We start from the raw sequence: 14,928 nt of genomic DNA, 5'->3' as shown, positions 1-14,928 counted from the left end.
CTGATTGCGGTTAATGCGAGTCCCGCAGCACTTCGCTGCCGGAGCTTCCTTTTAGAAAATCGAAATCCGCGCCGAGGTGCGCCTGCTCCACATGCTGCACGTACAATTGCACATAGCCGCGGCGGTAAGGGCTTTCAGCAGCCTGCCAGGCGGCCCTTCTGCGGGCCAGCACCTCCTCTTCCACCAGCAGGCGGAGGGAGCGGCCGGCCACATCCAGCGCAATGAGGTCACCGTTCTCTACCAGGGCCAGCGTGCCGCCGGCGGCGGCCTCGGGAGAAACGTGCAGCACAACGGTGCCAAACCCGGTGCCGCTCATCCTGCCGTCAGAGATCCGCACCATGTCTGTAACGCCCTTTGCCAGCAGTTTTTTGGGCAGGCTCATGTTGCCCACTTCCGGCATGCCGGGGTACCCTTTGGGGCCTACGTTCTTGAGCACCAGTATGCTGTTCTCGTCTACGGGCAGGGCCGGATCGTCTATACGCGCTTTATAATCTTCAATGTTCTCGAACACTACCGCCTTGCCGGTATGCTGCAACAGCCGCGGGCTGGCGGCGGAAGGCTTCAATACCGCGCCCGCCTCGCAAAGGTTGCCGCGCAGCACCACCACGCCGGAGAGCGGGTTGAAGGGCGCATCCACCGGCGCTATCACGTCTCTGTTATTGGAAACGGCGTTCTCCACATTCTGCCGTACAGTGTTGCCGTTGGCCGTTACCGCGTCTGCATGCAGCCAGGGCAGCAGCTCCCGCATCACGGCGGGCAGTCCGCCGGCATAGTACAGGTCTTCCATAAAATATTTACCGGAAGGCTGCAGGTTTGCAATGAGGGGGATGTTGGCGGAAAGGCGGTCAAAATCGTCCATGCCCAGCTCCACGCCAATTCTGCCGGCTATGGCCAGCAGGTGTATCACAAAATTGGTGGAGCCGCCAACGGCCGCGTTTACCCGTATGGCATTTTCAAACGCCTGCCGTGTGAGAATGTCAGACAACTTTATATTGCTGCGCACCATGTCTGTAATGCGGCGGCCGGAGAGCTGCGCCAGTACCTTGCGGCTTGCGTCTGCGGCGGGAATAGCGGCGTTGCCGGGCAGGGAGAGGCCAAGGGCCTCCACCATGCAGGCCATGGAAGAAGCGGTGCCCATTACGGCGCAATGGCCGCGGCTGCGGCACATACCGGCTTCCGCCAGGTTCAGCGCTTCTTCAGACATGGCGCCGGAACGTACTTCGTCCGTGAACCGCCAGATATCGCTGGTACCAATATCCCGACCATTGTATTTGCCGGTGAGCATGGCGCCGCCGGATACAACAATGGCCGGCAGGTCTACACTGCAGGCGCCCATTACCAGGGAAGGCGTGGTTTTGTCGCACCCGCAGAGCAGCACCACCCCGTCTACCGGGTTGGCGCGCACAGATTCTTCCACGTCCATGCTCACCAGGTTGCGGTATAGCATGGCCGTAGGCTTCATCAATGTTTCCCCGAGAGACATTACCGGGAACTCTACCGGGAAACCACCGGCTTCCAGGATGCCGCGCTTTACGGACTCCGCCAGCTCCCTGAAATGCGCGTTGCAGGGCGTCAGTTCAGACCATGTGTTGCAGATGCCTATCACAGGCTTGCCGTTGAACTCATCCGGCGGAATGCCCTGGTTCTTCATCCAGGCGCGGTAAATAAACCCGTCTTTCCCCTTTCTTCCAAACCACTGCCGGCTTCTGAGCGATTCTTGCATGTGTTGTGCTGTTTACGTGTACGTACAAAATACAATTTTATATAAGTATCTGGTAACAGCCCCCCCGTTCCATATTACAGTTCAATGGAGAAATTCCCTGGCCTGTGGTAAAAATACTTGCCGCAAGCGGCCGCCGTCGCTACAGCACACCGTTTCCCGGCTTAAAAAAGATCAGGGCCTTCATTGGGCAAATGGATTTATCTGGTTACTTTCGGAGGGTAATTGGAGCCTTAAAACTGCACCCCATGAACGGTACAACTCAGTTCAAATTCCGGCAACTGGGCGTGGTGGTGATCACCTGGCTGGTCATCGGCCTGCTGATCGCCATATATGACCATCTTGTATTGCACACCCATAACGCCGCCGGCCCTTCCGCACAATATACACTGGCCGCCTCTATTGCGCTCAATATGGGGATTGGCCTCTTTGGCGCGCTGCTGGGCGGCGGTTCCCTCATTTTCTTTGTAAACGTGAAGTACCAGGATAAACCATACGGGCAGACCATCCTGGTAGTGACCATTTCTTTCATCCTCATCATCCTCACCATCAACCTCATACTGCGCGCCTTCTCCCTGCCAGACAGCATCCGCATGGCCAAGAACGGGCTGGTATGGGCCGTAGTGGTAGCCACCACGCAACTGCTGTTGCAGATCAACAGCAAGTTTGGCCCCGGTACGTTCTGGAACATCATCAGCGGCAAGTATAATACGCCGCGCGAAGAACGCAGGATCTTCATGTTCCTGGACATCAACTCCTCCACCTCCATTGCTGAAAGGCTGGGCGATAAAAAATACCACGAACTGCTGAAAGACTTTTTTATGGACATCACCAACCCGGTGCTGGACTGTAAAGGAGAGATCTATCAATATGTCGGGGACGAGGTGGTGATAGCATGGCAATATGAGAACGGCATTGAGAACAGCCAGTGCGTACAGTGTTTTTTTGACATCAAGCGTTACCTGCAAAAGAAAGAAGAAAAATACCTGCAGCAATACGGCGTATTGCCCTCCTTCAAAGCAGGCATCCATTGCGGGCATGTTATTGCCGGAGAAATAGGCGTGATCAAGCGTGACATCACCTATTCCGGGGACGTGCTGAATACCACTTCCCGCATACAAAGCCTGTGCAAGGAATTTAATGAAGAAGTGATCATGTCCGCAGACCTGGCCGCCAACCTGCGCCTCACCAGCCAGTACAGCACGGCCGCGCTGGGCGTTATCAGGCTGCGGGGAAAAGAAAAAGAGATGCGGCTGATAGCGCTCAGGCCATCTGTGAACAGCTAGGCGCTCCCCAAAACTTTTTCCCGATCTCGTAAATCAATTTACGGAATGTATAAATGGTGTGGCTCCCCGTGCGTGTAATTTGCGCTGCGAATAAAGTTTACACTACATGTTCCGTACAACGCTACACTATTTATACTGCCTGCTGGCAGCTATGGTGCTTTCGCACCCGCTTTACGCTACTGAAGAAAAAGGCAACGGCCATATACGGGGAAAGGTGACCACTTCTGACGGGCACCCGGCCCCCGCCGTTTCAATTATACTGAAGGGTACCGCCAAAATGGCCATCACTCAGGAAGACGGCAGTTTCCTGCTCCGTGAGATCAAGCCCGGCAACTATGACATTGCCGTGTCTTACCTGGGGCAGGAAAACGCCGCACAACCCGTTACCGTAGTGGCCAACAGAACGGTACGGGTAACGGTGGTGCTGAACATTTCCAGTGTAACCCTGCAGGAGTTCACGGTTACCCAGCACCGCGGCTCCTACAAAGACCTGCTGAACTCCCCTACCCTGCGCCTGGCGGCGCCCCTGATAGAGACCCCGCAAAACATACAGGTGGTAACCAGCAAGGTGCTGGCAGACCAGCAGGTAACCAGCATGAGCGACGGCCTCATCCGCAACGTTAGCGGCGCCACCAGGCTGGAACACTGGGGAGACATGTATGCCCGCGTGAACATGCGCGGCTCCCGCGCTTCCGCCTTCCGCAACGGCATGAACGTAACCTCCTCCTGGGGGCCGCTCACCGAAGACATGAGCTTTGTGGAACGCGTGGAATTTGTAAAAGGCCCCGCCGGGTTCATGATGTCTAACGGCGAGCCCAGCGGTATTTACAACGTGGTGACCAAAAAACCTACCGGCGTTACCCGCGGCGAAGCCGGCATTACACTGGGCAGCTACGACTTTTACCGCGCCACGCTTGACCTGGACGGCAAACTGGAAAAGACCGGCCGCCTCCTCTACCGCCTCAACCTGATGGGCCAGACCAAAAATTCTTTCCGGGACTATGAGTACACCAACCGCTACAGCATTGCGCCTGTACTGAGCTATAAAGTAGATGACAAGACCACGCTTACGCTGGAGTATACGCTGCAGCACGCAAAAATGTCTAACGTAGGCACCTACTACGTATTTGCGGCGGATGATTACGCCGTACGCCCGCGGGATTTCACCACCGCGGAGCCCAACCTCGACCCCACCGTGATAGACGACCATAGCGTGATGGTGAACATGCAGCACAACTTCTCAGACCAGTGGAAACTGACGGCGCAGGCCGCCTATTTTTCCTACCGGCAAACCGGCAGCTCCATGTGGCCCACAGAAGTGAACGCAGACGGCACCATGATCCGCAACGTCAGCATCTGGGACGCTTCCAATGAAGCCAAATACGGCCAGCTCTTCCTGAACGGCAACGTGGCCACCGGCGCCATCCGCCACCGCATACTCGGCGGGCTTGACCTGGGCAACAAAGAATACATGGCAGACTGGAACCAGGGCCACGACCTGGATTCAGCCGGCGCCTATTTCAATATCTACCAGCCCGTATACGGCCGGCCTGCCAACGGCCTGCCCTCTTTTGACCGCAGCAAAAGCCTGCGCGAGCGCGCCGGCAGCAATATCATTAACCAGTCTTATACCGGCGTATACCTGCAGGATGAGCTGGGCTTCTGGCAGAACAGGATACGCCTTACCCTGGCGGGCCGCTTCACCTATGTAGAAGAATCTTCTTACGGCACCAAAGTGTCTGAAAAGAAATTCACGCCCCGCGTGGGCATCAGCGGTTCTATTGACGCGCACACGTCCGTTTACGCTTTGTATGACCAGAGCTTTGTGCCGCAAACAGGCCTGCTCAGAAGCGGGGAAAAGGTGAAACCCATCACCGGCAATAACATTGAGTTTGGCGTGAAGCGAGACTGGATGGGCGGCCGGTGGAACACCACCGCTTCCGTATACCGCATCCTGAAAAATAACCAGCTCTCCAACGACCCCGACAACCAGCCCGGCGAAAACTTTTCCCTGCAACTGGGGCAAACAAAAACGGAAGGCGTGGAATTTGACCTGCGCGGGCAGATAGTGCCCGGCCTGGGGCTGATAGCCAACTACGCTTTTACCGACTCCAAAATTTCCAAAGCCACCAAGGGCATGGCGGAAGGCGCTGCCGTACCGGGCTTTGCCAAACACACTGCCAACGCATGGCTCAACTACCGGCTGCAACAGGGCGCCCTGAAAGGGCTGGGCGTTTCCGCCGGTTTTTCTTTCATGGGAGACAGAAGCACCTGGACCTGGGGTGCCGTGACCCAAAAAGACCTCCCCGACTATTTCCGGCTGGATGGCGGCCTTTCCTGGGAGCGAGACCGGCTGAGCATCAACGCCAATATGCTCAACCTGCTGGATGCCTACCTCTACAGCGGGGCGGCCTATGCCACCTTTTACTACTGGCAGGCGGAGCCGGGCAGGAACCTGCGGGTGAGTTTGGGGTATAAATTCTAGCTGCTTAACACAACTGCCATATAAAAGCCCGCTGCTGTAGAGGAGCGGGCTTTTTTTGTCCAACTTTGACGAAGGGTTTTCTTAGTATTTCCATATTATCCGTATTGCTGAAGCTGTACCGCCATTTTGCAAACCCTTGTTAGTGGCTGCCTTTTTGTCTTTTATAGGTTATAACTTGTAGTCTATCCAACTTCACTGGTATTCGACTGAACGAGTGATTGAAATCCTCCATATACCATTCTTTTAGCATCAAAAATCAATCTTTTCGGGTCGGTTAATGGAGCAACTAATTCCGTCATTCTTGAATCTGTGGGAACTTGATTATTAGCCCTATCACGAATCTCTTTTGAAGGGAAAACAACCCATCCAAATACAATTATTTCATCTTCTTTCAAATCCACTAATTCGATGAAAGAACGTGTACCTTCCAATTTTAAATCATCTCCGACATACTCAAAGTATGCAAGTGCTCCATATTCTTTCCAAATTTCAGCTACTTTTTCAGCCACGTTCTTGTATTCGTTCAGGTAAATTCGTGGAACGGGAAGTACAAATCCGTCTATGTAAGTTTCCATATTGTCATTTATTCTATTCAATTCTGTGTTAGTTTTCAGCTTGCACACAACTCATTTATACGCGCGATAAAATTACGCAAATATCTCAAGTGTAGGTTGGATGGGCGTGGTTGTTTATCATTTTACAGCTTTTTGTTTTAAAGGCAATCGGATTATTGACACAATAAGCATAACGATTATACCTCTACAGTCCGCCTGAATTATCATAGGTCAATTCCTGCTGCAGTACATTGTTTAGTTTAGTAGTCAGGAGCCGGTTCAGGTTGTTATTCAGATTTTGTCAACCATTTCTACACAATCCTTGGCAACATAGGCGGCTCATACCCGATGACGAAGGCGAAAAATTTACTAGACAGCAAGTATGATCACAAATACCTAGATCGGAGGCCTATCGTATAAAGACTAGACAATTACATCACCGGGTCAACATAATAGGAACACTATAGGGTCAGCGAAGGGAAAGCGAACGATAGGTGGACTTGATGCGGAAATGCCCTGCAATTGGTGTAGGGATGATCTGGCGGTGCCGTTTTGAGCTAACACCGGCTAAAAAAGGGTGCTGAAATACGTTCAGGATATCACGCGCAAGGCAAAAAGCAGCGGGGGAACAGTGTTTTCAGGGTGTTTTAAGGAAGAAAAAGTGAGGTTTGGGCATGAAGGGGTGTTCAGCAAGGCTGGGGAGGCGGTAAAGGATATAAAAAGATCTGCGAAGCGGAGGTTATTCCCGTTGCGGATGATGGATCACCGATTTCGGCCCTCCAGGCGTAGTGTATGCTATTCCCGTTGCGGATGGTGAATGACCGATCCCGGCACTCCAGGCGTTGTGTACGCTATTCCCGTTGCGGATGGTGAATGACCGATCCCGGCACTCCAGGCGTTGTGTACGCTATTCCCGTTGCGGATGATGAATGACCAAACCCGGCACAACCGGCGGCTGCACCCGCGGCTGCCGCTGCGTACCATGCGGAACGGGTTCCTCCCGCACAACAATCGCTGCCTCCGGCTGCAGCACAGCAATCACCTCCGCCGCCATAAATTTCCGGTTACCCAGCAGGTACGGGCGGCCATGTTCCACCTGCCAGCTGGTCACTTCCAGTATCACACAGGTGACCGTGTTGCCGTCAGCCGGTACCGTCAGCGAAAACGCCGCCGATGGCTCATCCGCCTTCAGCATCACCATATCCGACGCGGCAGCCTTTGCCGTGGCGAAACCGCGCTCCAGGCATACGGCCACCGCCCTGAAGCCCACATGCGTGGCCCTGGGGTTGCACAAATGCTGCCGGATGGCGGGAACGGTTACCGCAATGCTGCCGTCTGTATTGCGCACGGCAGACACCTCTACAGGCAATACCCTGGAAAGGTCTGCATGCGTAGTGAAACAGAAGCGCTCCAGGTCACGGAAGTACCGCGGTATAAAACGTTTCTGCCGGTGCAGGTCATCTTGCCGCAATACGTGCAGCAGGCTTTTGTTCAACCTGTTGATGAGCGTATTGTCCTGCTTTACGTGCAAGAGGCCGTGCAGGGCGTGGCGCATGGTAGCGCCCAGGCGGCTGGCCTTGCCGAAGTGGCGGCTGCTCACCTTGCTGTGCGGGCTTTGCCGTACTTGCTCCGGCGCGCTACGCAGGTAGTACTTTTTGCCCACCCGGTAGCCGATGAGGTTACCCACCTTCCCGGTGAATTTTAATAAACTTGTTTGCGTTGCCATAACATGTTTTTTTATTGAATGTAAGGCATTTGGCGGGGCAGGGCGGCAAGGGGGATTCAATAGATTCTAAAATGCCAACGATTGGCGTTAGCAATTTTCCAAGAGCGCTTCGACTGAGGTTAGAAATTAACGAAGCGGAGAGCGTGCCGGGGTGGAAGTTATCTAAAAATGGCGTTTTGAAAGACAGAAATCGGGACTGTGCTCATTTTAGAGCTGCTGTTTGCGGTTACGTCTAACCAGCTATGTAAGATTGATAGGGTACCAAGACGCAGTACCTGAAAAGGTCAGGGCCCATTTTCCCGACAAGATCAGTAACTATAAAGTAGGGCCCATCAAATGGTAACAAACCGTTAATCACTTTTTTTTACTTACACTTAGTTATTTTATTATTTTGTCCAACCTTCAAAATGTTTCATAATATTTAAAACCATTTAAAATATATGGATACCAGACGGGAATTTCTCAGGAAGTCGATCCTGCTTTCCGGCGCCGCCGGTGTTGCTACGGTCCTCCCCACCTCTATTCAGCGTGCGCTGGCCATTGACCCGCAGCCCGGCAGCACTTTCCTGGATGCGGAGCATGTGGTGATACTCATGCAGGAGAACCGCTCTTTTGACCACTGCTTCGGCACGCTGCGCGGCGTGCGCGGCTGGAACGATCCCCGCGCCATTACCCTGCCCAACAAAAACTCCGTGTACCTGCAAACCAACGAGAAGGGGGAAACCTACGGCCCTTTCCGCCTGGACATCAAAGACACCAAGGTAACCTGGATGGGCGCCCTGCCTCACTCCCGCGCCAGCCAGGTAGATGCCAACAACCTGGGCAAATACGATAAATGGCTGCCCGCCAAAAAGCCGGGCAACAAACAATATGCGGACATGCCCCTGACCATGGGCTACTACACGCGGGAAGACCTGCCCTTCAACTATGCCATGGCAGACGCTTTCACGGTGTGCGACCAGAATTTCTGCTCCGCCATGACCAGCACCACGCCCAACCGGTCTTTTTTCTGGACAGGCAGGATCATGCAGGAAGAAAACGGCCTGCAAAAAGCGCACATCCGCAACGACAACTACAGCTATGGCAAACTGAACTGGGGCACCTTTCCGGAGCTGCTGGAAGAGAACGGCATAGCCTGGAAGTTCTACCAGAACGATGTAAGCTGCGGCGGCGGGTTCAAAGGTGAAGAAAGGTCGTGGCTGGCCAACTTTGGCTGCAACCTGCTGGAGTTTTTTGAGCCTTACCACGTGAAGTTCACAGACCGGTACGTAAAGAACCTGCAGATACTGGCGGATACCCTGCCTGATGAGATCAACAAGCTGGAAGAAGCTACGCCGTCTGACGAAGCGGCGGCCAAAAAGATCAGGACAGACATTGCCAAAAAACAGGAAGCACTAGATAGCGCCCGCGCTGAGCTGGCCATGTGGAGCAAAGTGAACTTTGAAAAACTGTCAGCGAAAGAAAAAAGCCTGCACGAGCGCGCCTTTGTACGCAACTTCGGAGACCCCGATTTCCGCACGGTTACTACGCTGAAGTATGAAGACGGGCAGGAAGCCCGCGAAGTAACGGTGCCGGCCGGCGACCTGTTTCACCAGTTCAGGAAAGACGTGAACGAGGGCAAGCTGCCCACCGTATCCTGGCTGGCCAGCCCGCAGAACTTTTCAGACCACCCCAGCGCCCCGTGGTACGGCGCCTGGTACGTATCAGAAGTGCTTGACATCCTCACGCAAAAACCGGAGGTATGGAAAAAGACCATCTTCATCGTTACCTACGATGAGAATGACGGTTACTTTGACCACGTGCCCCCTTTCTCCATTCCCGACCTGTCCAAACCCGGTACCGGCAAGGTTTCTGCCGGTATAGACACTGAAATAGAACATGTACGGCTGGCTAACGAGCTGCAACAGGGCGTGCCTAAAAAAGGTGCGCGCGAAGGCGCTGTGGGCCTCGGGTTCAGGGTGCCATTGCTGATAGCGTCTCCCTGGAGCCGCGGCGGTAAAGTCTGCTCCCAGGTGTTTGACCACACGTCCACCCTGCAGTTCCTGGAAACGTTCGTGAACCGGAAGTTCAACAAGAACGTCCGTTCCGCCAATATCAGCGAATGGCGCCGCACCATCTGCGGCGACCTTACGGCTGCCTTCACTCCATTTGACAGCGCCAAACCGCCGGCCATCCCGTTCCTTGACCGTGACCAGATGGTAAAGAACATCTACAACGCCAAATTCAAACAGGCGCCTTCCGGCTATACAAAACTCTCCCGCGAAGAAGCGGCCCGGCTTACGCTGAAACCCGCCACCCACCAGGAACCGGGGCAGCGGCCCTCCACGGCGCTGCCATACCAACTGGCGGCAGATGGCAAGTGGAACGCGGCCACCAGGAGCTTTGACATTGAAATGTCCGCGGGTCTTTATCTTGGAGAAGAAGGCGCCGGCTCGCCGTTTACCGTGTACGCGCCGGGCGCCTACAAAGACAAGACAGGCGAAGACGTATGCCGCAACTGGTATTTTGCCGTGAAGCGCGGGGACAAGCTCAATTACAGCTGGCCCGCCAGCGCCTTCAGCAACGGGCAATACCACCTGCGCCTGCATGGCCCCAACGGTTTCTTCCGTGAATTTAAGGGAAAACAGCCCGCGCTGCAGGTAGCCTGCCAGGACCAGCTTGATCCCAAACTGAAAAAGCCCACCGGCTCGCTGGAACTGAAGCTGGAGAACGTACAGGACGCACCCATTACGGTAGTGGTTCGGGACAATGCCTACGGCAATAAAGAGATCACCCGCAAGCTGGCAAAGGGCGGTACGGAAACCGTGCATTTGCCCTTGCAAAAAAGCCACCACTGGTATGACTTCAGCGTAACCATACAAGGTGATGCAAGTTTCGAGCAGCGTTATGCCGGCCGCGCGGAGAACGGCCGCGACGGCATGAGCGACCCTGCCATTGCAAGCTGAGCCCGCGCAACTTTCAGCAACGTATAGAGAAGGCCGGTATTTGTGTACCGGCCTTCTCCTTCATAAATTGTACCTTTAGTGCATGTTCGATTTCAGGCTGAAAGTTTTTTATACGGTTGCAAAGCGCCTCAGCTTTACGCGGGCGGCGGAAGAGCTTTTTATTTCGCAACCGGCGGTTACCAAACACATCCATGAGCTGGAGCAGCAACTGGGCATTGCGTTGTTTGAACGCATCGGCAACAAAATACAGGTTACCCAGGCGGGCAAAATACTGCTGCACCATACGGGCAACATTTTTGCCTGCTACCGCAACCTGGAGTTTGACATCAACCAGTTAAAGCATGAGCAGGGCGGCGTGCTCAACATCGGCGCCAGCACCACCATTGCGCAATACTTCATCCCGCCCCTGCTGGCCCGCTTCAACCAGCAGTACCCAGACATCCGCACCTCGCTCACCTACGGCAACACGGAGCAGATACAACAAGCGCTGCTAAACAAAAGCATACAGCTTGGCATCACGGAGGGGCATTCCAAAGACCCCATGCTGAAGTACGTGGAATTTGCGAAAGATGAAATAGCGCTGATCAGCAACGCTGATTTCAAACAGTATAAACAGGGCATCTCCCCGGAAGAGCTGAAAAAAATTCCCCTGCTGGTACGGGAGCATGGCTCCGGTACGCTGGAAGTGATCACGGACGAACTGAAAAAAATAAAACTGAAACTGTCTGACCTGAACGTGCTCATGTACATGGGCAGTACGGAGAGCATCAAGTCTTACCTGCACCACGCGCCCTGTGCGGCTTTTGTTTCCCTGCAGGCAGTGCAGCACGAGCTGGAGTCTGGAGATTTCAGGATCATACCGGTGAAGGATTTCAGGCTGCTGCGGAAGTACCAGTTTGTGTACCCGCAGGGCCAGCAAGACAAGCTGGCGCAATTGTTCATGAAGTTCGCCAAACAGTACGCATAAACAAGGAGCTAAACAAAAAATAAAATAAAGGCCCATAGCATTGCATAAACGTACGCAGGTTTTTATGCCATACAAATACAGACGGGGCTGACCAATACTTTTGGTCAGCCCCGTCTGTCTAAGGCATCTTTTCGTTTACAAGACCTTTTGGGTATCCGTCAGGAACACCCGTGTGCTCACGGTGTAACTGCCCCCATTCTCGTCCCGGTACTTGAAGTCTACATAAAAAGCGCCGTACCCGCTGGCCGGGAAAGGCTGCGTTACTTTCACCTTTGACTTTTGCGCAATGCCCAGGCTTTTGGATGACCATTTGTCATTCCGGAAATCCAGGTCTGAAGAAGTGGCCGTCCATACGATCACGTCCTGCAGGCGGTCTGCAGACGCCCTGGCCGTAACGTTCACGCCTTTTCTGCCCGTTTTGGTGGTGTAACTGCATTGCGGATAGTTGCCGCCGTTGATGGTCATCCCGAAAAAGGAACTGAGGCCGTTGAACACCTGCTGGCCGTCTCCCATGCTGTGGCCTTCATTGGGCACGTAGTTCAGGAGGTATTTGCCGGGAATGTCGTTGATGTAGTTCTTCACATTGTCTACCACCCAATATTCATCATTGGTGCCCATGAACAGCATTTTGGGCATGGTGAGGGTTTTCCGGTACGAATAAGGGTCTACCATGGTGTTGATGGCTTCCCCGCTGGGCGTATGGGCGGCCTGCGGAATGCCCAGCTTCACATAGTCCTCTATCTGGATGCTGTATTCTTTCCAGGTCTGTATCTGGTAGTCCAGGCTGACGGGCATATTGAGAATATCTATTACCATGGGGGCAATGCCGGCCACGCGGTTGTCATTAGCGCCGGTGAGCCAGGTGGTCCACCCGCGTTTGGAAGCGCCGGCCACCACAAATTTGTTCACCGGCGGGGTGGCCTTTTCCGCGGTGAACGCCTGTACAGCATCCATGGCGCGCACGGCGCTTTTCACCATGGGGAACAGCAGCGGCCAGGTATAGTCATTGTCTTTTTTGAAATTATGCAGCGTGAAGGAGATGAGGGCATCTTCCGTCAGGTTGTTGTACAGCGGCTGGTTGGGCGTTTGGCGCAGCACTGCGGTTACCGCCTTGCGGTCTGCCGCTATTTTTCCTACGCCCTGGAACAGTTTGTCTTTTTCGCCGTTCCACTTGGGCTCGCCGTCTTTCAGCGCGCCGCCCGTGATGAACAGCAAAGCCCCGTCGTGCTGAATTTCAGCGGGAATAAAAACGGTCAGCTGGTGCTTCCACACATGCTCTCGCCACTGCTGGGAGGTGAACAGCAGGCTGTATGCTTTTACGTCCTTTACGGTAAAAGAATCCTTTACTACCCAGCTGAAGGTCTTATCTCCATTGTGCAGGTAGCTTTGCAGGGCATTGGCGGGTGTTACCTGTTGCTGGGCAAGTGCCTGCAGCACAAAAAAAACGGGAATAAGGAACAGTACGCTCTTTTTTACAAATGGTTTTCTCATTGCTAAGCTATTATGATATACAATTCGGATTTACCAGGGTTTGCCGGTGCCCTGCAGCACCCAGGGTTTTGACCAGGGGCTGTTTTGCGGGCCGTTGGCGCCGTAAGCGGAAAACCCGGTGGTTTCCAGCTTTGCGGCCGCCGCATCTATATTCGCCTTGTTCAGGTTCCGCTCATCCAGCATGTAGTAGAACCGTACCGGCACCGCGGGCCCTTTGGCATTGGGGCCGGCCGTCAGCACAGGAAAGCCTGTTCTTTTATAATCGAACCAGGCCTCCGTTGCGGCGCTCCACGCAGCGATCCACTTCTGCTCAATGATCTGCTGCTGCGTATTCTGGAAGGCCACCGCCGGGCTGTTGATATATGCGTTGTATTTGTCTGAAACGCCCCATGCGGCAAAGCTGGCCTGTATGCCTGCTTTGTAATGGGCCTCTGCGTTGCCGGCGGCCCAGCCTTTTATGCCCGCTGCTTCCGCCAGTATGAAATGCACTTCCGCCGCGGAGATGAGGCGCGCTTTCAGCAAGGGGCCTTTCGGCTCCGCATAGATGCTGCTCAGCCAGGATACATGGGTATTGGTGGAGGCCTGCGCCGCGTCGTTGCTCAGGTTGTACACCGCCGGGCCTACCAGCGCGGGGGGAATGCCTACATAGTTCTCATCCTGGTTGATGTCTGCCAAAGTTAACCCTTTTGAGGCCAGCACGTCCGGCGAAATATACCGCACCTTCCGCGGTTCGCCGGCTACAATGGTATCTACGGCCTTATAGATGGTGCCGGTGCCGGTAGGCTTGGAAGGGTCTACCAGCAGGAAACATTCCACCTTCCTGGCCCAAACGCTCAGGCGCGGATCGTTGAGGGCCTGCAGGGAGTTAACGAGCGTATTGCACATTTTGATGCGGCGGTAACGGCTGCCGTTATCCCGGTCATACGTACTGTTGGTAGGCCAGGAATCCGCATCGCTGGTACCTATGAAAGGCATGGCGGCATCTTCCGCGGCGCTGGTGATGATGGGATATTGATCAGGGCCGGCCACTATTTTTTCTATGCCGGCTTTTGCCACTGCCGGCAACTTTTCCGCCAGGCGCATGTAATAGCGCAGGGCGAGGGAGTTGGCCATTTTCCGCCATTTGGAAGGCTCGCCCTGGTAATATACATCTACCGCGTCTATGGGACTGGTGTATTCATTTTTGGGTTTGGACAGCAGCTCGTTGGCCTTTTCAAGGTCTGCCAGAATGCCCATGTAAATGGTTTCCTGCGGGTCCAGCGGCGGGCGGGCGTTCTCATCGCCCTCCTTGTCCCCTTTCAGGGCATGCGTGTAAGGCGCATCGCCCCAAAGGTCTGTGATCAGGCCGAAGAGCATGCTCTTCATCACCAGGGACACGCCCTGGTGCAGCTCAAAGCCTGATTCCACCGCCTTCTCGTATACCAGCTGGTTGTTGCGCAAAATATCGTAGTAGCCGGACCAGCTGTTGGAGCCGCCCCAGTCATACTCGTTATGCGATCCTACCCAACCATCTTTCTGCGTGTGCTGCATAACGCCCGCAAGGTCGTTAAAGCCCAGGTCTACATAAGCGCGGCCGGTTTCTGTGAGCACGGTAGACAATACAAAAGAAGGGTTGGTGGTGGAGGGGTTGGCCCCGTTGGGATTTTCGTTGAGCGATACCAGGTGCTTTTTGCAGGATACCGCAAAGACCGCCGCTGTCAGCAAACAGGCGAGCACGGCGTATTGATATATTGTTCTGCTTTGCATCATTCCTT

The 14,928-nt window shown here is 54.3% G+C and carries 9 protein-coding genes; 4 read left to right on the top strand and 5 right to left on the bottom strand.

Annotated elements, in window-relative coordinates:
• Nucleotides 1-10: 10 nt before the first annotated feature.
• Nucleotides 11-1,723, bottom strand: coding sequence for an IlvD/Edd family dehydratase (locus tag D3A97_RS14230; protein ID WP_119079148.1), 1,713 nt, complete (start codon nucleotides 1,721-1,723; stop codon nucleotides 11-13).
• A gap of 245 nt (nucleotides 1,724-1,968) precedes the next feature.
• Here D3A97_RS14230 and D3A97_RS14225 point away from each other — a divergent pair, with 245 nt between their 5' ends.
• A complete protein-coding gene (locus tag D3A97_RS14225; protein ID WP_119079147.1) occupies nucleotides 1,969-3,006 on the top strand; it encodes an adenylate/guanylate cyclase domain-containing protein in 1,038 nt (345 codons plus the stop codon).
• 106 nt (nucleotides 3,007-3,112) lie between these two features.
• The gene (locus D3A97_RS14220) at nucleotides 3,113-5,491 is read left to right on the top strand and encodes a TonB-dependent receptor (RefSeq protein WP_232825966.1); all 2,379 of its coding nucleotides are present in this window, start codon (nucleotides 3,113-3,115) and stop codon (nucleotides 5,489-5,491) included.
• A 182-nt stretch (nucleotides 5,492-5,673) separates the two neighbouring features.
• On the opposite strand, the gene D3A97_RS14215 is transcribed toward D3A97_RS14220, so the two are convergent.
• Nucleotides 5,674-6,066: a DUF1428 domain-containing protein gene (locus D3A97_RS14215; protein WP_119079572.1), complete on the bottom strand. Its 393-nt coding sequence runs from the start codon at nucleotides 6,064-6,066 to the stop codon at nucleotides 5,674-5,676.
• Between the two features lie 886 nt (nucleotides 6,067-6,952).
• Nucleotides 6,953-7,771 (bottom strand): hypothetical protein, encoded by an 819-nt coding sequence (locus tag D3A97_RS14210; protein WP_119079145.1) that lies wholly within the window; start codon nucleotides 7,769-7,771, stop codon nucleotides 6,953-6,955.
• A gap of 440 nt (nucleotides 7,772-8,211) precedes the next feature.
• On the opposite strand from D3A97_RS14210, the gene D3A97_RS14205 reads away from it, so the two are divergent.
• Together D3A97_RS14205 and D3A97_RS14200 are read left to right on the top strand one after the other, a co-directional pair.
• On the top strand, nucleotides 8,212-10,716 hold the full coding sequence (locus tag D3A97_RS14205; RefSeq protein WP_119079144.1) for a phosphocholine-specific phospholipase C: 2,505 nt from the start codon (nucleotides 8,212-8,214) through the stop codon (nucleotides 10,714-10,716).
• A gap of 82 nt (nucleotides 10,717-10,798) precedes the next feature.
• Entirely contained in the window at nucleotides 10,799-11,683 is an 885-nt protein-coding gene (locus D3A97_RS14200; protein ID WP_119079143.1) for a LysR substrate-binding domain-containing protein, read from the top strand.
• A 135-nt stretch (nucleotides 11,684-11,818) separates the two neighbouring features.
• Here D3A97_RS14200 and D3A97_RS14195 read toward each other — a convergent pair whose 3' ends face one another.
• Nucleotides 11,819-13,174: a PhoPQ-activated pathogenicity-related family protein gene (locus tag D3A97_RS14195; protein WP_119079142.1), complete on the bottom strand. Its 1,356-nt coding sequence runs from the start codon at nucleotides 13,172-13,174 to the stop codon at nucleotides 11,819-11,821.
• 30 nt (nucleotides 13,175-13,204) lie between these two features.
• A complete protein-coding gene (locus D3A97_RS14190) occupies nucleotides 13,205-14,920 on the bottom strand; it encodes a SusD/RagB family nutrient-binding outer membrane lipoprotein (protein WP_119079571.1) in 1,716 nt (571 codons plus the stop codon).
• Between the last annotated feature and the right edge of the window lie 8 nt (nucleotides 14,921-14,928).

The organism is Chitinophaga alhagiae, assembly GCF_003568665.1.
Lineage (GTDB): Bacteria > Bacteroidota > Bacteroidia > Chitinophagales > Chitinophagaceae > Chitinophaga > Chitinophaga alhagiae.
Note: the sequence above shows the minus strand (reverse complement) of the source record. Positions and strands in the feature narration are given on the sequence as shown.